Source organism: Kitasatospora sp. NPDC091335 (assembly GCF_044757205.1).
In the GTDB taxonomy this organism is placed as follows: Bacteria; Actinomycetota; Actinomycetes; order Streptomycetales; family Streptomycetaceae; genus Kitasatospora.
In genome coordinates this window covers 24,092-46,780 of sequence record NZ_JBIVUM010000010.1, presented here as the reverse complement: position 1 = coordinate 46,780, position 22,689 = coordinate 24,092, and the positions used below count along the sequence as shown (strand labels likewise).

At 73.4% G+C, this 22,689-nt stretch carries 22 protein-coding genes; 12 read left to right on the top strand and 10 right to left on the bottom strand.

Annotated elements, in window-relative coordinates; all coding sequences use genetic code 11:
- Window positions 1–113 precede the first annotated feature (113 nt).
- A complete protein-coding gene (locus ACIQOW_RS21635; RefSeq protein ID WP_401087357.1) occupies window positions 114–1,100 on the top strand; it encodes an aldo/keto reductase in 987 nt (328 codons plus the stop codon).
- A gap of 62 nt (window positions 1,101–1,162) precedes the next feature.
- Here ACIQOW_RS21635 and ACIQOW_RS21630 read toward each other — a convergent pair whose 3' ends face one another.
- From ACIQOW_RS21630 to ACIQOW_RS21610, 5 genes are all read right to left on the bottom strand, one after another.
- A complete protein-coding gene (locus ACIQOW_RS21630; RefSeq protein ID WP_401087355.1) occupies window positions 1,163–5,383 on the bottom strand; it encodes a hypothetical protein in 4,221 nt (1,406 codons plus the stop codon).
- A gap of 95 nt (window positions 5,384–5,478) precedes the next feature.
- Entirely contained in the window at window positions 5,479–6,636 is a 1,158-nt protein-coding gene (locus tag ACIQOW_RS21625; RefSeq protein WP_401087353.1) for a hypothetical protein, read from the bottom strand.
- 71 nt (window positions 6,637–6,707) lie between these two features.
- Window positions 6,708–7,007: a helix-turn-helix domain-containing protein gene (locus ACIQOW_RS21620; protein WP_401087351.1), complete on the bottom strand. Its 300-nt coding sequence runs from the start codon at window positions 7,005–7,007 to the stop codon at window positions 6,708–6,710.
- Window positions 7,004–7,753 carry a hypothetical protein gene (locus ACIQOW_RS21615; RefSeq protein WP_401087349.1) on the bottom strand — a complete coding sequence of 250 codons (750 nt, stop codon included), beginning with the start codon at window positions 7,751–7,753 and terminating at the stop codon, window positions 7,004–7,006. Before ACIQOW_RS21615 ends, ACIQOW_RS21620 begins: the two co-directional genes overlap by 4 nt.
- Before the next feature lie 26 nt (window positions 7,754–7,779).
- Window positions 7,780–8,526 (bottom strand): hypothetical protein, encoded by a 747-nt coding sequence (locus ACIQOW_RS21610; RefSeq protein WP_401087347.1) that lies wholly within the window; start codon window positions 8,524–8,526, stop codon window positions 7,780–7,782.
- Between the two features lie 247 nt (window positions 8,527–8,773).
- On the opposite strand from ACIQOW_RS21610, the gene ACIQOW_RS21605 reads away from it, so the two are divergent.
- Window positions 8,774–9,547 carry a Crp/Fnr family transcriptional regulator gene (locus ACIQOW_RS21605; protein ID WP_401087345.1) on the top strand — a complete coding sequence of 258 codons (774 nt, stop codon included), beginning with the start codon at window positions 8,774–8,776 and terminating at the stop codon, window positions 9,545–9,547.
- Between the two features lie 15 nt (window positions 9,548–9,562).
- On the opposite strand, the gene ACIQOW_RS21600 is transcribed toward ACIQOW_RS21605, so the two are convergent.
- A complete protein-coding gene (locus tag ACIQOW_RS21600) occupies window positions 9,563–10,018 on the bottom strand; it encodes a hypothetical protein (RefSeq protein ID WP_401087343.1) in 456 nt (151 codons plus the stop codon).
- Between the two features lie 63 nt (window positions 10,019–10,081).
- Between ACIQOW_RS21600 and ACIQOW_RS21595 the strand changes: the two genes are divergently transcribed.
- The 3 genes from ACIQOW_RS21595 (at window position 10,082) to ACIQOW_RS21585 (ending at window position 12,102) form a co-directional block, all read left to right on the top strand.
- Window positions 10,082–10,729, top strand: coding sequence for a TetR/AcrR family transcriptional regulator (locus ACIQOW_RS21595; RefSeq protein ID WP_401087341.1), 648 nt, complete (start codon window positions 10,082–10,084; stop codon window positions 10,727–10,729).
- An 88-nt stretch (window positions 10,730–10,817) separates the two neighbouring features.
- Window positions 10,818–11,351 (top strand): DUF4188 domain-containing protein, encoded by a 534-nt coding sequence (locus tag ACIQOW_RS21590; RefSeq protein WP_401087339.1) that lies wholly within the window; start codon window positions 10,818–10,820, stop codon window positions 11,349–11,351.
- Between the two features lie 73 nt (window positions 11,352–11,424).
- Complete coding sequence (locus ACIQOW_RS21585) at window positions 11,425–12,102, top strand: C39 family peptidase (protein WP_401087337.1); 678 nt, start codon at window positions 11,425–11,427, stop codon at window positions 12,100–12,102.
- A gap of 69 nt (window positions 12,103–12,171) precedes the next feature.
- Here ACIQOW_RS21585 and ACIQOW_RS21580 read toward each other — a convergent pair whose 3' ends face one another.
- A complete protein-coding gene (locus ACIQOW_RS21580; protein ID WP_401087335.1) occupies window positions 12,172–13,023 on the bottom strand; it encodes a hypothetical protein in 852 nt (283 codons plus the stop codon).
- A 354-nt stretch (window positions 13,024–13,377) separates the two neighbouring features.
- Here ACIQOW_RS21580 and rpe point away from each other — a divergent pair, with 354 nt between their 5' ends.
- The 6 genes from rpe (at window position 13,378) to ACIQOW_RS21550 (ending at window position 17,588) form a co-directional block, all read left to right on the top strand.
- Window positions 13,378–14,061 carry a ribulose-phosphate 3-epimerase gene (gene rpe, locus ACIQOW_RS21575; RefSeq protein ID WP_401087333.1) on the top strand — a complete coding sequence of 228 codons (684 nt, stop codon included), beginning with the start codon at window positions 13,378–13,380 and terminating at the stop codon, window positions 14,059–14,061.
- A gap of 151 nt (window positions 14,062–14,212) precedes the next feature.
- Window positions 14,213–15,172, top strand: a complete 960-nt coding sequence (locus ACIQOW_RS21570; protein WP_401087331.1) for a pirin family protein — start codon at window positions 14,213–14,215, stop codon at window positions 15,170–15,172.
- A 171-nt stretch (window positions 15,173–15,343) separates the two neighbouring features.
- Window positions 15,344–15,985 (top strand): methylated-DNA--[protein]-cysteine S-methyltransferase, encoded by a 642-nt coding sequence (locus ACIQOW_RS21565; protein ID WP_401087329.1) that lies wholly within the window; start codon window positions 15,344–15,346, stop codon window positions 15,983–15,985.
- A gap of 49 nt (window positions 15,986–16,034) precedes the next feature.
- A complete protein-coding gene (locus ACIQOW_RS21560; RefSeq protein ID WP_401087327.1) occupies window positions 16,035–16,526 on the top strand; it encodes an RNA polymerase sigma factor in 492 nt (163 codons plus the stop codon).
- A 5-nt stretch (window positions 16,527–16,531) separates the two neighbouring features.
- Window positions 16,532–17,140: a methylated-DNA--[protein]-cysteine S-methyltransferase gene (locus ACIQOW_RS21555; RefSeq protein WP_401087734.1), complete on the top strand. Its 609-nt coding sequence runs from the start codon at window positions 16,532–16,534 to the stop codon at window positions 17,138–17,140.
- Between the two features lie 178 nt (window positions 17,141–17,318).
- Complete coding sequence (locus ACIQOW_RS21550; protein WP_401087325.1) at window positions 17,319–17,588, top strand: alpha-ketoglutarate-dependent dioxygenase AlkB; 270 nt, start codon at window positions 17,319–17,321, stop codon at window positions 17,586–17,588.
- Window positions 17,589–17,707: 119 nt separating this feature from the next.
- Here ACIQOW_RS21550 and ACIQOW_RS21545 read toward each other — a convergent pair whose 3' ends face one another.
- The 3 genes from ACIQOW_RS21545 to ACIQOW_RS21535 form a co-directional block, all read right to left on the bottom strand.
- Window positions 17,708–18,256: a dinucleotide-binding protein gene (locus tag ACIQOW_RS21545; protein WP_401087323.1), complete on the bottom strand. Its 549-nt coding sequence runs from the start codon at window positions 18,254–18,256 to the stop codon at window positions 17,708–17,710.
- 186 nt (window positions 18,257–18,442) lie between these two features.
- Window positions 18,443–18,907 carry a MarR family winged helix-turn-helix transcriptional regulator gene (locus tag ACIQOW_RS21540; RefSeq protein ID WP_401087321.1) on the bottom strand — a complete coding sequence of 155 codons (465 nt, stop codon included), beginning with the start codon at window positions 18,905–18,907 and terminating at the stop codon, window positions 18,443–18,445.
- A gap of 108 nt (window positions 18,908–19,015) precedes the next feature.
- Window positions 19,016–19,423: a hypothetical protein gene (locus ACIQOW_RS21535; RefSeq protein ID WP_401087319.1), complete on the bottom strand. Its 408-nt coding sequence runs from the start codon at window positions 19,421–19,423 to the stop codon at window positions 19,016–19,018.
- A 372-nt stretch (window positions 19,424–19,795) separates the two neighbouring features.
- Between ACIQOW_RS21535 and ACIQOW_RS21530 the strand changes: the two genes are divergently transcribed.
- Window positions 19,796–22,540 carry an AAA family ATPase gene (locus tag ACIQOW_RS21530; RefSeq protein WP_401087318.1) on the top strand — a complete coding sequence of 915 codons (2,745 nt, stop codon included), beginning with the start codon at window positions 19,796–19,798 and terminating at the stop codon, window positions 22,538–22,540.
- The last annotated feature ends 149 nt before the right edge of the window (window positions 22,541–22,689 follow it).

Sequence of the window (22,689 nt, the reverse complement as noted above, 5' to 3'; positions counted from 1 at the left end):
CGGCGGGGCTGTGAGCGGTGACCAGCGGGACTGCCGGCAGTGATCCGCAGGGCTCCGGCACACCCGTGAAATGTGCTGGACAGTGACGCCGGTGTGGTCTTGGGTGGGGCGCCATGGAGTACACCCACCTCGGCCGCACCGGCCTGACCGTCTCCCGCCTCTGCCTCGGCACCATGAACTTCGGCCGCCACACCGAGGAAGCCGAGGCCCACCGCCTCATGGACACCGCCCACGAGCGCGGCATCAACTTCTTCGACACCGCCAACGTCTACGGCCGCGACAGCGAAGGCCGGCAGCGGGGGCGCACCGAGGAGATCATCGGCCGCTGGTTCGCCAAGGGCGGCGGCCGCCGCGAGCGCACCGTCCTCGCCACCAAGGTCTACGGCGACATGGGCGACTGGCCCAACGAGGGCAGGCTCTCCGCGCTCGCCGTCCGCAAGGCCGTCGAGGCCAGCCTGCGCCGCCTCCAGACCGACCACATCGACCTGTACCAGATGCACCACATCGACCGGGACACGCCCTGGGAGGAGGTCTGGCAGGCGATGGAGGTCCTGGTCGCCCAGGGCAAGGTCGTCTACGTCGGCTCCAGCAACTTCGCCGGCTGGCACATCGCCCAGGCCCAGGAGACCGCCCGCTCCCGGAACCTCCTCGGCCTGGTCAGCGAGCAGTCCCTCTACAACCTGCTCGACCGCACGATCGAACTCGAAGTGATCCCCGCCCTCCGGCACTACGGCGTCGGCCTGATCCCGTGGTCCCCGCTGCGCGGCGGCCTGCTCGGCGGCATCCTGCGCAAGGAGCGCGAGGGCACCCGGGACCGCAGCGCGCTGCCCTACGCGAGCGAACTCCTGGACAGGCACCGCGACCGGATCCAGGCCTACGAGGACTTCGCCGACGAACTCGGCGCCGACCCGGCCGTCCTCGCCCTCGCCTGGCTGCTCTCCCGCCCCGCCGTCACCGCCCCCATCGTCGGCCCGCGCACCGCGGACCACCTCGACGGCGCCCTCGCGGCGCTCGACCTCACGCTCGACCAGAAGACCCTCGACCACCTCGACGAGCTCTTCCCCGGCCACAAGCCCGCCCCGGAGGACTACGCCTGGTAGGCCGCCGGCACCCGGCCCCGGCCCCGGCCCCGGCCGCCGAACGGCGCCGGGGCCGGGGCCGGTCAGCCGCCCGGGTCCGGCCGCCACGCGGGCACCCCGGGCCGGGGCCAGAGGACGGGCGGGAGCCGATGGCCGGTCGAAGGCCCGACACCGGGAAGGTGGCACAGGGTGCCGGAGTCGAGCACGCAGTAGGCCGACCAGCCCACCGACCACGCCGCGACGGGTTCGACGAGGGTGACGGCCCAGAGCAGGACGTCGTCCTGGCCGAGCAGGCGGTCGACGGCCGTCTGCCGGAGCAGGATGCTCTCCGGGCCCTCGCCGGCGAACCCCGGGTCGGTGAGCACGAGTTCCCCGCTGGACCGGTCGGCGAAGTCGAGCTGTCGGCCGGTCCAGCGGACGTCCAGCCGGTCGGTCAGCCGGCGGGTGGGGACCGGGCGGTCACGGGCGCCGAAGAAGCGGCCGACGGCCGGTGGCGGGACACCGATGTCCTGGGAGGTGACCGCCGTGGGCTCGGGCCCCGACGGCTTCCCGGGGGCGTGGGCGAACTCGGGACGGCCGTAGTACTCCGAGAGGTAGGCCTGTCCGGGCCAGCGCAGGGCCGGCCGCAACCGCTGGAGGGCGGCCGGTGCGGGGAACGCGGAGGCCAGGTCCGAGCGGGGGACCACGAAGGACTCGACCCGCAGGACCGGAGGAAGCCGTTGCGTCCGGTGGGCCGGGGAGGCGGCCCGCCAGGTGTCGGAGAGGCGGAGGATGCCGCTCCTCGGGTCGTGCAGGAGGGGGAGGCCTGGCACGGGCCGCTCGTCCTGCTCGTCCCCCTCGTCGCCCTCGTCGAGCAGGTGGTGGAGCGCGTTCATCAGCAGCCACGGCGTTCCGGACGGGTCCGGCTTCGTCAGAACCGACGTCAGGCTGGTCGGCGGGCCGGTCGGGGACCCTCGCAGCCCGGCAGCCGTGAACGGCGGGGTCCACCAGTTCCCCGGTCGGGAGGAGGTGTTGAGACGGGTGGGCCATCGGGCCCCCAGGGTCGGATCGATGGTTCGCTGGTGGTACCGGGCCGCGCCGTGCTCGCCTGGCACCGGGACGGGCCGCGAATCCCTGACCAGGGTGGCCTGTTCGGCGTACCACTCCTGCTGCGCGCGCTGGAGCGCCTTGGCCACCGACACGTCGGCCGCGTCGAAGGCGGATCCGCCGCGCACCCGGACCGGGTGCCGCGGAGCGCCGAGGGCGAGCAACTGGGCCCGGCGGGCCAGCCAGGCCTGGCGGGGCCTCGGATCGGTCTCCTCGAACGGGCACCAGGACAGCGAGACGGCCTCCTCGGCGATCAGGCCGCCGCAGAACGGGGCCAGCAGACGGGGGCGGCGGAGGGGGACCGCGGGGAAGGTTCCGGCGGCCCCGGGCTCCGGGCCGAGGAGGCCCCGTACCGCGAGGACGGCGTCGTGGATCCGCAGGTGCGGCCGTGTCAGCGCACGGTCGACGGCACCGCGGAACAGCGGGGCGGACGGCAGTTCCGTACTGCGGGCCAGTGCCCCGTAGGCGGCCAGCCAGTACGCCTCCGTGACGAGTTCGTCCCGGTGGCCGCCGAACCTGTCGAGGAGCCGGGCGATCGCCGCGGGCCGGTCGGTCCACAGGTCCGCGAGGGTGCGCACACAGGCGTCGCGCAGGCCGTGGTGGCCCACGCCGGAGAGCCACAGCAGCAGGATGCCGGCCTCGGCGACGGCCTCGTCGCCCCTCGCCCCGGCGGCCCCGGCCGCCTTGACGAGGCGGCGGAGCAGGAGGACCAGGTCCTCGTCGTCGAGGATCTCCAGGACCGGATCGGCGAACCAGCGGGCGTAGCGGCCCCGGCTCCAGGCGGACAGCTGAGCGTCCAGGAACCCCACTCCCAGCGGGTGCCGGGGGCAGGTGGCGTTCACCAGGACGGCGAGCAGTGCGGCCTGGGCGGTGTCCGGGGTACGGAGCCAGCGGGCCAGCAACGCGCGGGAGGACCGGCTGACGCGTGGGGCGGCGCGCCCCTCCAACGACTCCAGCACCATGCCGGAGACGGCCGAGCGGTACCGGCGGGGTACCAGATCCGCCAGTTCGGCGGCTCTGGCCGCGTGCGGCGCGGCCCCGGCGAGCGCCTCCAGCATCCGACGGCGGTCCGTGAGCCGGGCGGACTCCGGTTCGGCGGCGCGCAGCCGCTCGAACTCCTTGACCAGGCGGGTGACGGCGGCCGAGCGGCGGCGGTGGTTGAGCAGGTTCACGGCACGGACGTGCTCGGCGAACCGCTGGACGGCGAACCGGACCCTTCGGGTGTCCGGATCCAGGGCGAGCACGCCCGCGCTCTCCAGCCAGCGCAGCACGACCGCGGGCCGGGCCGCTCCCGGCACACCGGAGAGCACGCGGCCGGCGGTCCCGTAGTCGAGCGATCCCCGCACGCCCATCGCGTCCGCGAGTGCCCGGCAGGCGAGGGTGACCAGGGGCGGCGGGGCCGCGGACGGAGCTGAGCGCAGGTCGTGGACCCGGTCGAGGTAGGCGGCGTGGTCATCGTTGAGGATCGCCAGCCAGGTCTGGAACAGGTCGCCGACGGTGGGCGGGACGATCGCCTCGCCGGGCGGCCGCGGCGTGCGGTGCAGGCACCAGGCCAGGACGGCGAGCATCAGCGGCCGCCGCAGTTCGGAGACGTCCGGCGGCAGCAGCAACTCCGGCAGCCCGTACATGTCCTGGTAGATCCGCCAGGACCGGTCCGGCGAAGCGACTCCCGGGTTCCACAGGAACCCGTGCCCCCGGGTGCTCACGGTGTGGGCGACCTGCTCGGGAACGGCCGGCCTGGCGTCCATCCGGACGGTGCCGACCAGGGTCACCAGCGGGTAGCGGCCGACCACCTCGGCCAGGGACTCGAAGGCCACCCGGAAGTCCCCGCGCAGGCACCGGACCTCGTTCAGCGCGTCGACCGCGAGGACCGCCCGGCGGCCGGTCAGCAGGGCCTGCTGCTGGAGGGCCGCCAGCAGGTCGCGCAGCCCGTGTGCCCGGGTGCCGGGGGCGACGAGGCGGGGCAGCTGCGCTTCGAACGGCTCGTCCGGGCCGAACTCGTGGCCGCAGACGAACGCGGTGGGCGCTCCGACCGCGATGCGCCCCCGCACCCAGCCTCCCAGGCCGTAGGACTTTCCCGTGCCCCAACCGCCGCCGACGAGCAGCGTGCCGGTCTGGCGGGTGGCCAGGGCGGGATCGGCGCACGTCGTGTACAGGGTGCGGGCGCAGGCCAGCAGGTCCTTGAGGACGGCCAGCAGGCGGCCGAGCGCGCCACGTCCGGGGCCCGGCAGCGCCTCGTACGGCTGCGACGCCCGTACGGCGTCCAGTAGTTCGTCGTGTACCTCCCGGACCTCGACGGCGACCCGGCCGCAGAGCCGGAGCGCCTGTGAGATCCGGCGGCGCAGGATCCCGGGGTCGGTGCGGTCCTCCTCACCGAGGAGCCGCGCGATGCCGTCCAGCCCGTCGGCGCACTCCGCCCGACGGCCGGAGGAGGCGGTCCAGCGTTCGGATGCCGCCGAGACGGGCACGACGGACGGAACGGGGAGGCCGTCGGCGGCCGGACGCCATCCGGCCCACAGCCGGAGCCCTGACGCCGTCTCGGTCAGCCGCGAGACGAGCGGCGAAGGGTCGTCGAGTCCGGCCAGGGCCTCGGAGAGGAACGTGGTGAGCTGCGGTGGTTGCGGGCCGGCCGGCCACGGGCGGCGACGGACGGTACGGGCGGCCGCGGCCGCGTGCCGGTGGAGGTCCGACAACCGGAGGTACCGGGCGTCGAAGTAGGCCGGCACGGCCTCCTCCGCGAACGACACCACCGCCCGCTCGATCAGGCTCTTGGTGTAGGGGTGGAAGACGACCGGGTGGCCGGGCCGGACACGGCGGACCATCGCGGCCCAGCGGCTCGAAGCGGTACTCCACTGGCGGGTGCCGGGCGTGCCGGTGCCGCCGGCGGTGAAGTCCTGGGGCAGGAAGACCAGCATGTCGGTGAGGTCGGGATGGTGGGCGAGGGCGGAACCGACGGACTCGTCCATGGAACGCAGCGCCGACTTCAGTGCCGCGTGGTGCTTGACCTGGATTCCGACCACGCGTCCGTCGGCGGTCCTGGCGCACGCCTCCAGCCCGCCGTCCGGCGGCCGGAGCGCCAACAGCGTGCCGTCCAAGACGGGGCCGAAGTCGTGGTCCAGGATCGCCGGGAAGAGATGGACGCAGAGCGACTCGAACATCTGAGCCGGAGTGGCGCCGAGGTCGGTCCTGAGCCGGTCGAGGTCCACGCCGAGGGGCATGCGGTTCCTTTCGAGAGTGTTCCGGTGGGCGGCGGCCGGTGGCCGGTGGCGCTCGGGGCCAGGGGCCTTCCCGAGTGCCACCGGCAGGCGGCGGGTCAGACCAGGGCGCGGGCCCGCCGGTCCCAGCTTTCGATGCGGGCCATGGTCTCGGTGAGGAGGTCGAGTGCCGCGATGATGTCCTCGGCCGGGCCCTGGAGGCCGGGGCGGGCGGAGAGGAGCCACTCCATCGTCATCCGGAAGAGCCGGAGGGTCTTCAGGACCTCCCACGCGGAGTGGGACATGCCGATGAGCCGGAGCAGGGAGTCGTGGGCCGGCGATCCCTCCCACAGGTGCGGCGCCGCCTCGAAGAGGGCGAGCGACCGGTGCACCGTCGGGTCCACACCCGACACCCGCGAGGCGACCTCGGCGGCGCGGCCCCTGAGCTCGGACGCTGGGCCGGCCAGGGAGACGGCCAGCCCCCGGAGCGCGGCGGGTGCCGTCGCCGCCGGGGTGCTCCCCGTACCGGAGGGGCCCTGCGGGACGGGCCCGAAGTCCTCGGCCAGGGTGGCGATGGTGTTCACCAGGTCCGTCATGGTTTCGATGCCCTGGGTCACGACCCGCATCTCCGCCTCGACGGCGGCGAAGCGGTCGATCAGGCCTGGCCCGTCTTCCTGGTCGGCCTGGTGCTCCCCGTGCTCTCTGTGCTCCAGGCGCTCCCGGTCCTCCCGGTCCTCCCGGTCCTCCCGGTCCTCCCGGTCCTCCCGGTCCTTCGGGCCGGAGTCGGGAGGACCGAGAGCGGCGTCGTGGTCCCGTGACCGCAGGCCGAGCAGGATCCGGGCCGGTGCGAGCGGGGAGTAGCCCTCGGTCAGGGCCCGGTCCAGTGCGGTCCGGAGCCTCTCGCGGGCGTCCGCGAGACCGTCGGGGGAGCGTTCGTACAGGATCGTCCGGCCGGGTGAGGCGTCGAAGGGGAGTCGGCCGCGCTCTGCGAGGTGGACGGTCGGACGGCCGGTGGTGTGGCGCAGGCCGAGCTGGTACAGGACGTTCGGCTCTCCGTCGGTCAGGTCGGCGATCACGATGTCGGACTGGAGCACGTGCCGCCAGATCCGCTCGGTGAACTCCCCGCCGTTCCGGATCCCGTCCGCGTGCAGCGGTTCGATTCCCAAGGCCGCGCACGCCGGCAGGATGACCGACTCCAGGAGGTGGAGGTGCGCTTGGCCGGAGGCCCGGCCGGTGTCGTCGGCCCCCGTGTGCCGGCCCCTGACGGGGCCGATCACGAAGCACGTCGTCGGCTCCCCCCGGCCCGCCGGCCGGGGGTCATCGTGCCGGGCGGTCGTCGGCGTCGTCTTCACGAGAGGTCCTTCCAGCCGAGCCCGGGCAGCGGCGGCTCGCTCACCCACGTCTCCGACTCGTCGGCGTACAGCGGGAGTTCCTCGATGCCCAGCGCGGTGAGCAGGCCCGCCGTGGGTACCCGGTAGCGGTGCCCGGCGCGGACCACCGGGCAGGGGAAAGCCTGCCGCCGGACGAGCCGGTAGGCCGTCTGCCGGCAGATCCCGAAGGCCCGGGCGGCGGTGCGCATGTCGACGGCCAGCGGGAGGCCGAACAGTTCGGGAAAGGTCAGCGGCCCGCTCGGGCGCGGGGCGGTCAACGGGCCGTTCCCGCCGCGCGCAGCGAAAGGCTGCCGACCCGCGACCCGCGCGCGGGACGGTGCGTGCGGCGCACCACCTCCCGCAGCCCCAGGTGGTCGGTGAGTTCCGCGAGCCGAACCGCTTCGACCTCCGCGGGGGAACCGGGGTCCGGTACGACCACCGCGCCGCCGGTGTCCGCGGCCGCGGTGCTCGCGGGCACCCGGCCGTTGTCGGCAGCCCTGGCGTCGCGGGCGTCGGCGATCACGACGACGTGCTCGTTCGGGTACTCGTCGGCCGAGCCCCGGGTGAACTTCCGGCCCCGCCGGACGGCGGCGCGCAGCAGCCGGTCACCGACCTCCGGGTCGTCCGGTGAGACCTCGGCCAACTCCTCGACGAAGGCGGCCAGCAGTTCGGACTCCAGGTCCTGCCGGTCGGCCCGGGTCCGGGGCGAGGACTGGCGCACGAACCGTTCGAGCCGTGGTGCGGCAAGCCAGACCAGGGCCTCGACCCAGCCCGTGACCTCGGTCGAGCCGATGGCCGTCGACAGGGTGTCGTGCTGGGCCAACGCGACGGCCCGGCACCAGATCCGGCCGCGCAGCCCGGTGTCCTCCGGCTCCTCCCAGAGCGCCGCGCGCGCCTCGGCGGGTTCGAGGCGGAGGGTCTCGCCTTCGAACTCGACGGCGAGGAACGCCGGTCGGAGGTGGGCGGCGCCGGTCACCCGCGCGTGGATGACGTCGAAGATGCCGTGGTAGGTGATCAGGGCCACGGGTGCGTTCCTTCCGTTGGGCGGAGTCAGTAGCGGTCGAGGAGGCGTCGGATCGTGGAGTGCAGGCGGTCGATCGTGTCCACGAACGTGGTCCACTTCGGTACGTGGAGGCGTTCGCAATCGGGCAGGAAGAGCGGGTTCTCGGCGTGCGCGGGGTCGTAGATCCACGCCCACTCGCTGTAGTCGCGTCCGGGCACGGTCGCCCGGACGCGCTTGAAGAGCCGCGGGGGCAGTCCGGTGTAGAGCTCCCGGACCGATTCCCGGTAGACGTGGTCGGAGAGGATCGCCACCAGGTGGGTGGTCGCCGGGCTGGCGTGCGCCAGGACTTCCTTGACCTGCTCGGAGTCGAGCAGCCGGTGGAGTTCGTTCCGGGCCGGACCGTTGCCTTCGCCGGGGGACCCCTCCGCGGTCACGTGGCCGGCGTGGAGGCTGGCCCGCATCCGGAGCCGGACGCGGTTCGGTGCCGCGTTGTGCCGGGCGAGTTCGTTGCTGAGGCAGCCGAGCCCGGGGTGGATGACGTGGGGCATCAGCTCGGAGGCGAACCCGAGGGCCAGCCCGTCTCCCGAGTGCGACAGGAAGCGCTTCGCCGTCCTCAGCTCGTCGAGCCCGGCGGCGGTGAGCGCCGCGTCGAGGAGCGGTTCGAGGTAGGCGCTGACCGGTGCCTGCACCACGCCCGGCAGGTCGGTGTAGCGCCGTACGTCCAGCCCGAGTAGCCCCTGGTAGGGCGGCAGGGGCCGGCTGGAGGCGCCGGGGAGCTGCGGGGGTTCGGGCATGGCGTTCTCCTGGCGGGATGAGGGGGCGGGTGGCCGGCCTGCTGCGCGGTGGCGGTCACGAGTCTGGGCGCCGGGCGTGGCGGGCAATGGCTTGGCAGGTCCGAAATCCTGTGACCCGCGCCACAGTGGATCCCGCGGGCGGCAGGCGGCGCGGGAGGGTAGCAGGTAACCGGGGGGAGTCCTGGACATTGCTCCAACTGTCGGATGGTCGCGGCTCGTTGGGCGCAGCGGCCTCTAATCTCCCGGCATGAAAAACTGCCACAACTTCTCGGCGGGTTCGCCGACGGCTGCCAACCGGACGGCTCGGCGGCCCGGGCCCGGGGCCTCGCCCGGGCCGCACTGGACGTTCCGTCAGCGCGTGGGTGAGGAGCGGTGGGTCGCGTTCCTCAGGGGTCTTCCGCGGATGACGCGTCCGGCGGGGTGGACGCCGATGCGTGAGGGCGACCCGGGGGCCGACGTGTTCGCCCTGCTGGGCGGTCTGGTGGACGTGTGGCAGAGCGGGGGCGGCCGGGACTGGGAAGCCGAACAGCTGATCACCATCCGGGGGGCCGGCGACCTCCTCGGCGAAATGGCGGCGCTCGAACTGACCTCCCGTACGGCCACCGTGCGGGCGCGCACCGAGTGCGAGGTGGTGATGATCTCCGGCGAACGGTTCAGGAGCGCCGAGTTCCGCCGCGAGTGGTGGAACGACCTCCTGCCGTACGTCTCCGGCCGGGGGCGGGAGGGGGCGATGATCCTGCGGTCCGGCGACGGCGCGGCCCGGGTGGCCCGTCTCGTCCTGCCGCTGCTGGACCACGCGGAGGCGGCGGGGCAGCCGGACGGGCCGATGTGCCTCAGGATCACCCAGCACGAGGTGGCCGAGTGCCTCGGCCTCGGGCGGGACACGGTGCGGCGGCTCACCTCCGATCCTCCCTTCGGGGGCTGGCCGAAGGGGCGCGGGGGCAGCCTCGTGGTCACCGACCCGGCTGCCCTGCGCGTCGCCGCGGCGCGGCTCGGGGGGTGGCACCCGCAGGCCGGGTGAGGCCGGCGGGCGGCGTCAGCGGGCGACGATGAGGGCGGCACAGGTCTCGACGACGTGGTGGAAGGCCTGGTCGAGGATGTAGCCCCCGTTCATGCCGTGGTCGGCGAGGCGCAGGAAGTTCCCGCGGCGGGTGGCTTCGGCCGCCCGCCGCAGGGGTTCCCGGCGGTCGGCGAGGTAGTGGGTGGAGGCGGACAGGGCGAGCGCGGCGATGACCCGGCGCGGCTTCGGGCGCAGGCCGAGGGCACGGCCGCCGAGGACCAGGGCGGCCGCCTGGACCGCGGTGTAGGTCGCGACGTGGGCGGCGCAGGCGCGGCGGCCGTGCGGGGAGCGGTCGGCCTTGGTGCCGGCCTGGTGGTCGGTCTGGATCCAGTGGTCGGCGAGGTCGGCCGAACTGCGGAGCAGGACGTAGGCGGCGGCGAAGGTCGCGGCGCGGCCGGCGGGGCGGGAGGGGCGGGAAGCGGGAGTGGACATCGGGCTCCGTTCGAGGGGTGTGACGCGGATGGGGAATCGCCCCGCTGTGGTAGCAAGGCAGGCATGAGGGAGCGGGAGCAGGCGCGGGTGCGGGGCGGGGAGCGTGGCGGGGGCCGGGGGGCGTACCACCACGGGGCGCTGCCGGAGGCGCTGGTGGCGGCGGCGTTCGAGGTGCTGGACGAGCAGGGGCAGGAGAAGGTGAGCGTGCGGGAGGTGGCGCGCCGGGCGGGGGTGTCGGCGGGGGCGCCGTTCCGCCACTTCGCCGACCGGCAGGCGCTGTTGACCGCACTGGCGGACCGGGTGCTGGCCGACCTCGTGGGCTGGCAGGAGGCGCAGCTGGCGGCCGCCGGGCCGGACGGCGGCTCGGGCATGCGGGCGATCGGGCTGGGGTTCGTCCGGTACGCGCTGCACCATCCGCGCCGGTTCGAGCTGGTGCGCTCGCGGGTGTTCACGGCCGTCAGGGAACCCGAGCTGCGCGAGCAACTGGACGGCATCGACCGGGCGTTGATGGACCTGATCGTCGCCGACCAGGAGGCGGGCCGGCTGCGCCCGGGGGATCCGGCGCTGGTCGGGCTGGCCGGGCAGGCGCTGGTGTACGGGCTGGCGCAGATGATCGTGGACGGCTACCTGCCGGCCGGGAGGGCGGAGGAGCTGGCCGGGCAGGTGCTCGACACCTTCGGCCAGGGCGTCGCCAACCGGCCTGCGCGGTAACCGAATTGTGGTTGCCGCGCGCCTTGACCGGGTCATCCGGCGCTGATGTAATCACCGCTTACATGAGCATGGGTGCGGGGAGGCAGGGATGTCCTTGTTCGCCAGGCCGCAGCCGGGCTACACCACCGCCGCCGCCACCGGCGACACGGTGGTGCTGCTGATCGGCATGCGGATCAACCGGTTCTGGGCCGTGCACCACTGGGGCCCGGTGATGTTCGCGATGTTCCGGATGCTGTACGAGCTGCGCCGGGCCCCCGAACGCGGCCTGCGCGGCCGCATCCTGCTGACCGCCTCGCCGCGCACCTACTACGTCGTCCAGTACTGGGAGTCCAAGGAGAAGCTGTACGGCTACGCGAGTGCGCCGGACGGCTTCCACCACACCGTGTGGGGCATCGCCAACCGCAAACTGCGGGAGGGCAAGGCGCGCGGGCACGTCGGGCTCTGGCACGAGACGTACATCGTGCCGGAGGGCGGGTACGAGTCGATCTACTTCGACATGCCGCCGTTCGGCCTGGCCGGCGCCACCGGCTCGCTGCCGGTGGAGGCGCGCGGCCGGCGCGCGGCGCAGCGGCTGGCCCACCGGGAGCCGGGGGGCGGCGGGGCGGACGAGGCAGGCGGGTAGGCGGGGCGGACGGGGCGGCGGCACGGGAGTGTCGCGAGTTGTCCGGGTCCCCGTGCCGTGAGAGCTTCGGGGGATGGTGGATCAGGGCGGGGCGCGGCCGGAGGCGCCGGTACGGCCGCTGCGGGTGGTGCACGAGGTGCCGTACCGGGCGCAGTGGGAGTCGGCGGAGCTGGTGCGGGAGATCGTCGACGGGCGGCTGGACGCCTCCGCCGACCCGCGCTGGGGCCAGTCCGGCGCGGCCACCCCGGAGGAGTACGCGTGGTGGTCCTGGCGGCTGTGCGGGGTGGCCTGCCTGCGGATGGCGCTGGAGCACTGGTGGGGCGTGGCCCCGGCGGCGATGGCGCTCGCCGCCGAGTGCGTGGCGGCCGGCGGGTACGTACGGGACGGCGACGGCCTGCGCGGGCTGATCCACGCACCGTTCGCCTCCTACGTCCGGAGCCGCTGGGGACTGGCGGCGGACGCAAGGGAGTTGACGCCCGCGGAGGTGTCGGCGGAGGTGGCCGGCGGGCGGCTGGTGATGGTGTCGGTGCACCCGTCGATCCGGGAGCCGCACGGGCCGGAGCCGGTGCGGCGCGGCGGGCACCTGGTGCTGGCGGTGGGCGCCACGGACACGGCGCTGCTGATCCACAACCCGTCCGGTTTCCCGGGGGAGTCGCAGGCCTTCGCGCGCGTGCCGTGGCGGTCGTTCGGGCGGTTCTACGCCGGGCGGGGGATCGTGCTCGGCCCGCCCGGGGCGTCCCCGGCCGGCTGACCTCGCCCGACTGACCTTGCCGGTTGACCTCGCCGGCCGGTCACCGGGGTCCGGTCACCGGCCGACCGGTCACTGGTTGTCCGGCAGTCCCATCGGGTTGATCGGCAGCCGGCTGCGACAGAGTGCCGAGATCGGCTTCAACGCGGCCGCCAGCCGGTCGAGTTCGGTCCGCGGGTAGTCCTCCCAGACCCGGGCGGCGGCCAGGTCGGTGGCGGCCTCCAGGGCCTGGTGGCCGATCCGGCCGAGCTCGGTGACCGCACCTTCGGCGGTCAGCCAGCCGCGCTCGACCAGGCGCTCGGCGGCCGCCTCCCACTCGGCGTCCCTCCATCCGCGCAGCGGCTGGAGGTCCTCGCGCCGCAGGTCCATCGCGCAGCGGACCACCAGCGCCTCGCAGCCGTCCAGCCCGGCCGCCACCAGCGCGGCCACGTGGCCGTCGCCGCGGTGCTCGCGCATCACGGTGGCGCTCTGCCAGAGCCGCTCGTACAGGCCGCTCGGGCGGGGCAGCGCCGCGTTGGCCGCGGCCAGCACCCGGCCGGCGCAGTCCAGCCGGGCGGCGGCCTGCTCCAGCGTCCCGGCGACCAGTTCGACCTGGTCCCTGTCCACGTGCTCCAGCAGCCCGCCCAGGATCGCCGCCGAGCCCTTCAGCCGGGCGGCCAGCGCCTCGTCCGGGCTCGCGTGGTTCCACACCTCCGGCAGGGCGCGCTCGACCATCGACGGGGAGAAGCTGAAGAACGCGGCGGTCACCGGCGGGGCGTCCACCGCGCCGAGCGGGGCCGCGCGGCTGGCGAAGTAGCCGTGCAGGCGGCCGTGCAGACCGGCCTCCTCGAAGGCGGCGCGGCCCTCGGGCAGGAAGTAGGTGACGGTGTGCACCGGCTCGAAGAGCCACCACAGCGCGCGGGCGGGATGGACGAGATCGGCCATCGGGAGACCTTCCTCGGACGGAGCTCCCGGCGGGGCGGGAACTCGACTGGTCGGGACGGCCTCCGGCAGGCGCCGCGGCGGCGAGTCCCCGCCCTCGGAAGTGCCCGGGTGCCCTGGAGATACCGGGACGAACTCGGACGTGCCGGGACGTACTCGGGCCGCCGGGGTGGGTGCGTGGACCGCTCCAGGGCTGATGACCACGGCGACGGCCCCGGTAACCCCGAAACGGGTGTGACGACGGTCACGTGGCAGCCGCGGAGTGCGGTCGGCGGCGGTGCGGCGCGGGATGATGGGATGAGGTGCCCGCTCCGGGGCGCCCAGCCCTCGCAAGCCCACGCACGAAGGTAGTCGGCCATGGCCCAGATCAACCCCAGCATCCTGTCCGCCGACTTCGCCCGGCTCGCCGACGAGGCCGAGGCCGCCCGGGGTTCCGACTGGCTGCACGTGGACGTCATGGACAACCACTTCGTGCCCAACCTCACCCTCGGCGTCCCGGTGGTCGAGTCGCTCGCCCGCGCCACCGACATCCCGCTCGACTGCCACCTGATGATCGAGGACCCGGACCGCTGGGCCCCGCAGTACGTCGAGGCCGGCGCGGGCTCCGTCACCTTCCACGTCGAGGCCGCCGCCGCGCCCGTCCGGCTCGCCCGCGAGATCCGCGCCAAGGGCGCCCGCGCCTCGATGGCGCTCAAGCCCGGCACCCCGATCGAGCCCTACGAGGACCTGCTGCCCGAGCTCGACATGGTGCTGATCATGACCGTCGAGCCCGGCTTCGGCGGCCAGGCGTTCCTGGACATCATGCTGCCGAAGATCCGCCGCACCCGGGAGCTGATCGCCAGGCACGACCTGGAACTGTGGCTCCAGGTGGACGGCGGCGTCTCGGCCGGCACGATCGAGCGCTGCGCGGAGGCGGGCGCGGACGTGTTCGTGGCCGGCTCGGCGGTGTACGGGGCCGAGGACCCGGCCGAGGCGGTCCGCAACCTGCGGGAACTCGCCGACAAGGCGGCGGCGGACGCCTGGTGGGCCTGCGGGCACTGAGGCCCGTCCGCCGGCCCCGGCTGCCGCCCCGGTGTGCCGGTGCCGCCGGATGGCCGGGCGCGGGTGGAGGAACACCGCACCGTGACGGATGATCGGTGGCGGCGCCCTCCGGGGCCCCGCCCGGCCCTCTCCGTACGGTGGTGGAACCGCGATGAGCAACCTCGACCTCGAGCCCGCCCCGACCAGCTGCGGCCGCGAGGCCAGCACCGGCCCGGTCCGTGATCTGCTGACGGCCCGTCAGTTCCCGCTCGGTGGGAGCACGGTGGTCCGCCGGCTGCTGCCCAACCTGGGTCGCCGGATGGTCGGCGCCTGGTGCTTCGTGGACCACTACGGACCCGACGACATCGCCGACGAGCCGGGCATGCAGGTCCCGCCGCACCCCCACATGGGCCTCCAGACGGTCAGCTGGCTCCACCAGGGCGAGGTGCTGCACCGCGACAGCCTCGGCAGCCTCCAGACCGTCCGGCCGTACGAACTGGGCCTGATGACCTCGGGCCGGGCCATCTCGCACTCCGAGGAGTCCCCGCGCCCGCACGCCCGCCACCTGCACGGCGCCCAGCTCTGGGTCGCCCTCCCGGAGGGCAGCCGGCACACCGCCCCCGCCTTCGAGCACCACCCCGACCTGCCCGTGCTCACCCGCCCGGGCCTGCGCGCCACCGTCATCCTCGGCACCCTCGACACCGCCACCTCGCCGGGCACCACCCACACCCCGCTGGTCGGCGCCGACCTCGCCCTCACCGACGGCGCCGAGCTCCGCCTCCCGCTCGTCCCCGACTTCGAGTACGCCGTCCTCGCCATGACCGGCCGCGTCGACGCCGACGGCGTCCCGGTCGAACCCGGCTCCATGCTCTACCTCGGCTGCGGCCGCCCCGACCTCCCCCTCCGCGCCCACGGCGACGCCGCCGTCCTGCTGCTCGGCGGCGAGCCCTTCGACGAGAAGATCGTCATGTGGTGGAACTTCATCGGGCGCTCCACCGAGGACATCGCGCGGGCGCGGGAGGACTGGGAGTCCGGCACCCGCTTCGGCGAGGTGCACGGCTACGCCGGCGACCGGCTGGCGGCCCCGGCGCTGCCCGACATCCCGCTGAAGGCGCGGGGGAGAGTGCGCTGACCTGCGGAGACGTGGTACGGGTGGTGTCCGGCTGAACGCTGTCGGCTAGCTGGGGCCGGGGAGGATCTCGGTGGTGTAGTGCCCCATCAGATGATGACGTGCTGGCCCCGCCAAGCGAACTGAACCCGCAAACCACAGTCGGCAGCAGCCTGCGGCGGCCCGCGGCGGGCCTTGAAGATCTCCTACGGCCAGGCCCGCGCGCTGCTCGACCAGCACACCGCCCTGGCTTGGACGGATCCGGATGCGATCTCACGTTCTGCGGGTGCCGTGCGTCTACCTGCCAGGAGAAGGGAGAGGCAGATGAATACTCGGCATGTCGAGATCGAGACGTACCTTGGGCCGATCACGATCGTCGCCAGGTTCGAGGCGGTCACCGGCCTGTACTTCGGGCAGCACATGCGCCGGCCCCCGCAGGAGGCGTTCGGCCCCGAGGTCGGTGACGCGACGGACCCGTTGCTGAACGAAGCGGTCCGTCAGCTGGGCGACTACCTGGCGGGGCGCCGCAGGCAGTTCGATCTTCCGCTCGCGGCCGAGGGCGACTCGTTCCAGCACGCCGTCTGGGACATCGTGAAGAGCATCCAGTGCGGCGACACGACCACCTACGGCCGTATCGCCGAGCAGGTCGGGGGCCGTGGTCTCGCGCAGCAGGTCGGACAGGCCGTGGGCGCGAACCCGCTGTGCATCTTCGTCCCGTGCCACCGCGTCGTCGGCTCCACCGGGGCTCTGACCGGGTACGCCGGCGGGCTGAAGCGCAAGCAGGCGCTGCTGGAGCTCGAGGAGCCGCCCGCGGGCGACGCCGGACGATTGTTCTGAAGCGGAATCTCACGATTATCACCTCACGTACGTCTTCACTGGGATGGACATGAAACAACCGTTCGAGAGCGTGGTTGTGCGGCATGGCGCGACCGTGCTGCGCGTCTGCCGGGTCGTCCTCGGCCCGCACGATGCGGACGACGCGTGGTCGGAGACCTTCCTGGCCGCCATGCGTGCCTATCCCGATCTGCCGGAGACGGCGAACGTGGAGGCGTGGCTCGTGACGATCGCGCACCGCAAGGCGATCGACGTGCTGCGCGCCGCGAAGCGGAACCCCCTGCCGGTCGAGGAGGTACCGGAAGCGTCGGGAGGACAGGGCGTCCCGGATGCCGAGGACACCGGCCTGTGGGCCGCGGTGAAGGAACTGCCCGGCAAGCAGCGTCAGGCCATCGCCTACCGGTATGTGGCGGGGCTGGCGTACGCCGAGATCGCGGAGATCCTCGGCGGCACCGTCGAGGCGGCTCGCAGGGCCGCTGCGGACGGGCTGAAGAATCTCAGGAAACACTATCCGGGAGCGATCACGAAAGGAGCATCGTCGTGAGCGACATGCGCAACGATGACGACACGGCCGTCCTGCTGGCGACACCCGTGGACGCCGACGCTCTTCGCCGACTCCACCTCCGTCTGGAGCAGGCCGCCGAGCAGGCCGACCTGATCGATGTCGCCTACACGACCATCGACTCGCCCGTCGGCAGGCTGCTGCTCGCCGCCACCCCGAAGGGGCTGGTCCGCGTGGCGTTCGACGGTGAGGACCACGACCAGGTTCTGGAAGCCCTCAGCCACAAGCTCAGCCCGCGGATCCTGCGCGCGCCCAGGCGGCTGGAGAGGGCGGCTCGCGAGATCGACGAGTACTTCTCCCGCAGCCGCCGGGTCTTCGACGTGCCGCTGGACCTGTCCCTGTCGCGCGGGTTCCGGCGCCTGGTGCAGACGCATCTGCCCGAGATCGGGTACGGGCAGACCCGCAGCTACCGCGACATGGCCGAACTCGTCGGCAACCCCAAGGCCGTCCGGGCGGTGGGCACGGCCTGTGCGACCAACCCGCTGCCGATCGTCGTCCCGTGCCACCGCGTGCTGCGCACCGACGGCACCCTCGGCGGCTACATCGGCGGAGTCGAGGCCAAGACCGCGCTGCTGGACCTGGAGGCCGCGGCATGAGCGGCACCGAGGCGAACGGAGGGGCCGGAGACATCGCCCCGGGCGCCACCCACATCCCGAACCGGCTGCCCATGGGAGAGCAGAAGTGGATCACGGACCGGTTCCACGAGTGGGTGCGAGGCCCGGTCCCCCTGCGCGCCGCGACGGTCCGCGGCCACCAGATGTCCGTGCGCACCGCATGCCTGGGCTGGCACTGGCAGCCGTACCGGTACACGCGGCAGGCCATCGACGTGAACGGCGCCCGTGTCCTCGCGTTCCCCGACTGGATGGTCCGTCTGCGACGCAGCGCCTTCGGGCCGCCGGGTACGACACGGCCACGGCCGCCTCGTACCCGCCCGACACCGCGCTGGTGAACCATTACGACGCCCAGGCCCGCCTGGGAATGCACCAGGACAAGGACGAGGCGGGCGACCGATCGTTGCTCAGGAAACGGGGCAGGCTGCGATGAGCTGTGTGGCTAGGCCCGACCGAGGTCGCTCCGGGAGGCCGGAGGTGGTGCTGCCGGTGATCGCGGCGGTGGCCACGGGGTGGTTTGCCCCTTGGACACGTGTCGCGGAAGGCGATGGTTCACAGCTCGCCGGAACGTCCGTAGCGGTAGAAGAAGGGGCCCAGCTGTCCGGCCAGCGCACGGGTGAGTGCTGAGCTGTCTTCGAGCAGGCGGGCGCCGGGATCGAGGTCGCCGACGAAGACGGGGTCGTAGCCGGCATCCCGGATCAACTGCTCGGTCGTCTCCCGCGCGGACGCTTCGGCGGCGTAGAGGTTGCCCGGGCGAACGCGCTGCGCCTCGATCCGGTCGTACATCGAGGCGAAGTTCGTCGAGAACGACTTCGCGGTCGGTCCGCCGACGATCGACTTCACCTGGTGGGACAGAGAAGGGAAGGAGTCGTCCCGCGGACCGTAGAGGTTGCAGGCGTCGATGGTCACCTGCCCGGCCAGCCCCGACACCCGCGCCAGCGCGTCGGCGATCGCCGAGCCCGGCACCGCGACCACCAGGACGTCGGCACCGGCCGCGTCGCCGCCGGCGCGGCCAAGACCGGTCACCTCATGGCCGGCCTTCTCCCACAGACTGGCCAGGCCGCCTCCGACACGGCCTCGCCCCACAACGGTGATCCTCATCCCGACTCCTCACTCAGGTCTGTCACAGCCGATCCTCGCAGTGTCCCGGCCGACTCGCATCGGTGACGGTCGCCTATGCGGCGGGGTTGCGCGGGCTCTGCCGGCGGCGCGATCCGGTGCGGCGCCGTGCGGCGTGTGCGGGAACCGCGTCGTGATCAGCCAGGTGAGGGGGCGGCCGGAGGAACGTCAGTCCGCCTCGCGTGAAAGTGAGCCGAGGAGCCGGTCGAGGAGTACGCCCAGCGTTTCGACTTCGTCGTGGGAGAGCGGGTCGAAGAAGTAGCGGCGGACGGTCTCGACGTGCTGCGGCGCGGCGGCCTCGATCGCGGCCCGGCCCTGGGCGGTCATCCGCACCATCGAGCCGCGTGCGTCGTTCTCGCACGGCTCGCGGGCGACCATGCCGCGCGTCTCCATGCGGCTTATCTGATGCGACAGCCGACTCCGTTCCCAGCCCAGCTCGACCTGGAGCTCCCGGGCCCGTAGGACGTCGCCCGGCGACTCGGACAGGGGGACGAGCACCGCGTAGTCGGCTCCGGACAACACGGAGTCGTGGGCGAGCTGCCGGTCCAGAGCGCTCTGCAGTTGGCGCTGAAGGTCCCGGTACTTCTTCCAGACAGCCGCCTCACGCACGTCGAGCCAGCGTGGTTCGTTCATGAGGTCACTCTTCTGGGTGTGTGTCCACTGGTTCGGAAATCGTAGCCGGAGGCCCTCAAGCGGCTTCGCGCGGTGTCCGAGGGAAGGGCCGGCCGGACCGGAGCACGTCTACAGGACCCGGCGCAGCCGGGCCGCGCGGGCGGTTTGGGACAGTGCCGCTTCCGGCGCCATGGCGTCGAAGCCATGGAATCCGCCCGGCCACAGGTGGGTGAAGTACACGGCCGGTCTGGGGAAGTCGGCGGTACGCGGGCGGCAGATCAGCGGTGAGACGTCAGGTGCGCCGGGCGGGCCCGGGATCCGGTGCTCCCGCACCTCGATCGCTCCGCCGCGCGCCAGGTCTTCGTCCGACGGCCGCCGGCCGGCGATGGAATGACGCACGGAGGAGATCATGGACGGCAGGATCGCCGGCGGCAGGACCGCCGCCAGAGGCGCGAGCGCCGGGGCGAGCTCGGGGTCGAAGGGCGGCGGCGGGCCGGGGTTCGTGGTCTGGGGTTCGCGGGGTGCGGGTGGCGTCATCGGTTCTCCTGGAGATGGGCTGGGCGGCCCTGGCCCGGTAGCCGGGGTGTGGGTCTTCGGAGCGGGGCACGGGATGCCGGAGCGTCTGTGGGGCTAGGCACAGGCAGGGCCATCGCTACTTGTTGACATGTCAACAAGACCGGTGGGACTCTCAAGACGCGTCGGCTCGCGTCGGCTCGCGTCGCATTCGGGAGCGAAAGGGAGTTCTATGGCCAAACCCGCAGGCGGAGCCCGTGTTCGCGTCGGCAGAACCCACTTGGACGGCCGACACCGTGCTGCACCGGTACGTGTCGGCACCTGGGCCGAGAGGACGTGTACACCGTCGGTTGCGCCGTCGGCCGACATCGACGTGTGCACCGAACGGGCCCTCTGATGAGGGGATCCCGCCCGGGAATCGGCCATCCGGGGCTCCTCGGCCGACGCGGCGAGTCGGACGCCTTGGATCGGCTGCTCGACGGCGTTCGGTCCCGGCGCGGCGGCGCCTTGGTGGTGCGGGGAGAGCCGGGCATCGGGAAGACCGCGCTCATCGACCATGCCCCGACGGCACCGGGCCTGAAGGTGTTGCGCGCCGTCGGCGCCGAATTCGAGTCGGAACTCGCGTTCGCCGCGCTTCACCAGCTCTGCAAGCCGGCTCTGCACTGGCAGGAACGGCTGCCCGCGCCGCAACGCGAGGCACTCGACGGGGCGTTCGGACGGTCCACGGACTGCGTACCCAACCGCTTCCACGTGGGCTTGGCGGTGCTCAACCTCCTCTCCGAGGCCGCGGCCGAGCAGCCTGTGCTGTGCGTCGTCGACGACGCGCACTGGCTCGACCAGGCATCCGCGCAGGCCCTGGCCTTCGTCGCGCGCCGGCTCCAGGACGAACCCGTGGCACTGTTGTTCGCCGAGCGCGACGCGAGCGAACGCCACGAACTCGCGGGCCTGCCCGAACTGACGCTCCGCGGACTGGCCGACGACGACGCCCGCCGGCTCCTCGCGTCGCAGATCCACGCGCCTCTCGACGGTGCCGTGTGCGACCGCATCATCGCCGAGGCGCGCGGCAATCCGCTCGCCCTCCTCGAACTGCCCCGCACCGCCGAGCTCGCCGGTGGGTTCGCGCTGCCCGCGGCGTCGCCCACCTCGGGGAAGGTCGAGGCGAGCTACCGGGCGAGACTGGCCGAACTCCCGGCCGGGACACGGACCCTGCTGTTGATCGCGGCGGCCGATCCGACCGGCAGCCCGGTGCTTCTGGACGCGGCGGCGGAGCAACTCGGCGTACCCGATGACGCGGTGACGCACGCCGAGGAGTCCGGCCTGGTGGCCATCGGCGGCCGGGTGCGATTCCACCATCCGCTGGCGCGTTCGACTGTCTACCGGTCCGCTGCCCTCGACGAGCGCCGCACGGTACATCGTGCGTTGGCCGAGGCCATCACGGACACCGAGCCCGACCGCAAGGCGTGGCACTGCGCGCAGGCTGCGTGCAGGCCGGACGAGGACGTCGCCGCGGCGCTGGAACGATCGGCCGACCGGGCCCGGGCCCGCGGCGGCGTCGCCGCCGCGGCGGCCTTCCTGGAGAAGGCCGCGAATCTGACGCCGGATCCCGCCCGCCGCGCTGTGCGAGCCGTCGTCGCCGCGTGTGCCAAGCGTGACAGCGGCGCCGCGGACTCCGCGTTGTCCCTGCTGTCCATGGCGGAAGCCGGACCGCTCGACGGCCTCCAGCGTGCCACGGTGGCCATGCTGCGCGCGCGGATGGCGTTCGACAGGAACCGGGACGACGCCGCGGTCGAGAAGCTGCTTCGAGCGGCCAGGTTCATGGCACCGCTCGACACCTTGTCGGCCCGCGAGGTATTCCTCGAGTCCCTTGCGGCAGCGGTGTTCGTCGGCCGGTTCACCACCGCTGACCGTATGCTCGACATCGCCGAGACCGCCCGTGCCATGAGCCCCACCCCATCGGATCCGCGCCCGCTCGACCGGCTGCTCGACGGATTGACCACCCAGGTCAGGGACGGGTACACGGAGGCGGTTCCCGAACTGCGCCAGGCCGTGGACATCTACCGGCGCGGTGCGGGACGCGACGCGTACGACGTGGGCCAGTTGTGGGCGGCCTGCGGTCCCGCGATGGACTTGTGGGACGACGCGGCATGGCGGGAGCTGGCCTCCCGTCAGCTCGAACTGGTGCGCAGCGCGGGCATGCTCGCCGAACTGCCCGTGGCCTTGAGCTACCGGGCCCTCGCGCATGTCCACGCGGGCGAGTTCGCCAACGCCGCCGCGCTGGTCGACGAGGCGCACGCGATCGCGGCGGAACTCGGCACCCCGGCCATGATCCACGTCGACGTCACCGTGGCGGCCTGGCGCGGCGACGAGAGGCGCACCGCCCGGCTTGCCGACATCGCCGCCCGTGACGCCGAAACGCGCGGCGAGGGACGGCTCCTCAGCGCCACTGAGTACGCCCGGACCGTACTGCTCAACGGCCTGGGCCGCTACGACGCTGCCCTGGAGGCGTGCCGAGCAGCAGCCGACCTCGATGAGATCAGCTTCCACTCCTGGATACCCGTGGAGTTCATCGAGGCCGCGACGCACGCCGGACGCCCTGATCTCGCGGAGCCCGTCATGGAGCTTCTGTCCGAGCGCACGGCCGCGAGCGGCTCCGAGTGGGCGCTCGGGACCGAGCTGCGCTCACGGGCCCTGCTCACCAAGGGGCCGACCGCCGAGAAGCTGTACCAGGAGGCGATCGAGCGTCTCGGCCGCTGCGACGGCGCCCCGCACGTCGCGCGAGCCCGACTGGTCTACGGCGAATGGCTGCGCCGCGAAGGCCGACGGTCCGAAGCGCGGGTGGAGCTACAGGCGGCGTACGAGCAGTTGTCCGTGCTCGGGGCGGCGGCGTTCGCGGGACGGGCCGCCCGTGAGCTCGCCGCGACCGGCGCCCGCGCGCGGAAGCGGGTCGGTGACGCGCCGACCCGCCTCACTGCTCAGGAGTTCCAGATCGCCCGGCTGGTCGCCACGGGGGCGACATCGAAGGAGGTGGGCACGGCGCTCTTCCTGAGCCCGCGCACCATCGACGCCCATCTGCGGAACATCTTCCGCAAGCTCGGCATCACCTCTCGCCGCCAACTGCGCGATCTGCCGCTGACCACATGACCACATGACCACGTGGACGCGGGGGGGGGGCCCCCGGGGCCCCCCCCCCCGGGCCCGGGTGGTTGGTCACGGCTTTGCCCGGAGGGGAAGCTCCCAAGCCCGGGGGGTGGCGACAAGGCCCCCCGGGGAGGAAAAGATCTGTGTGATTG